General features: G+C 66.2%; 1 protein-coding gene. It reads left to right on the plus strand.

Translation table 11 applies throughout. The features are described 5' to 3' along the window. Positions 1-455: M20/M25/M40 family metallo-hydrolase (locus AB4Z35_RS30480; RefSeq protein ID WP_442101226.1), on the plus strand; the 455-nt coding region annotated here is incomplete at both ends.

Below are 455 nucleotides of genomic sequence, written 5' to 3' on the forward strand. Positions count from 1 at the left end.
GAGCCGGCCTACCAGCTCGCCCAGCAGGAGAAGCCCGCGCTGATCGCCACGCTCAAGGATCTGGTGTCGATCGAGTCCGGCAGCAAGGATATCGAGGGTCTGGACCGCATCGCCGCGCTGATCCGGGACCGGCTGGCCGCGCTCGGCGGCGACGCCAAGCTGGTCGAGCCCACCGAGGTCTACCGGATGGAAGACACGCCGGAGAAGGTCGGCAAGATGGTCGTGGCCCAGTTCAAGGGCACCGGGCGCCGCAACATCATGCTGATCGCCCACATGGACACCGTGTACCTGCGCGGCATGCTCGCGCAGCAGCCGTTCCGCGTGGACGGCGACCGCGCCTACGGGCTGGGCATTGCCGACGACAAGAATGGCGTGGCCGTGATCCTCCACACGGTGGCCATCCTGCAAAAGATGAAGTTCAAGGACTACGGCACGCTGACGGTGCTGATCAACGG

The organism is Pseudomonas sp. KB_15, assembly GCF_052114525.1.
GTDB lineage: Bacteria > Pseudomonadota > Gammaproteobacteria > Pseudomonadales > Pseudomonadaceae > Aquipseudomonas.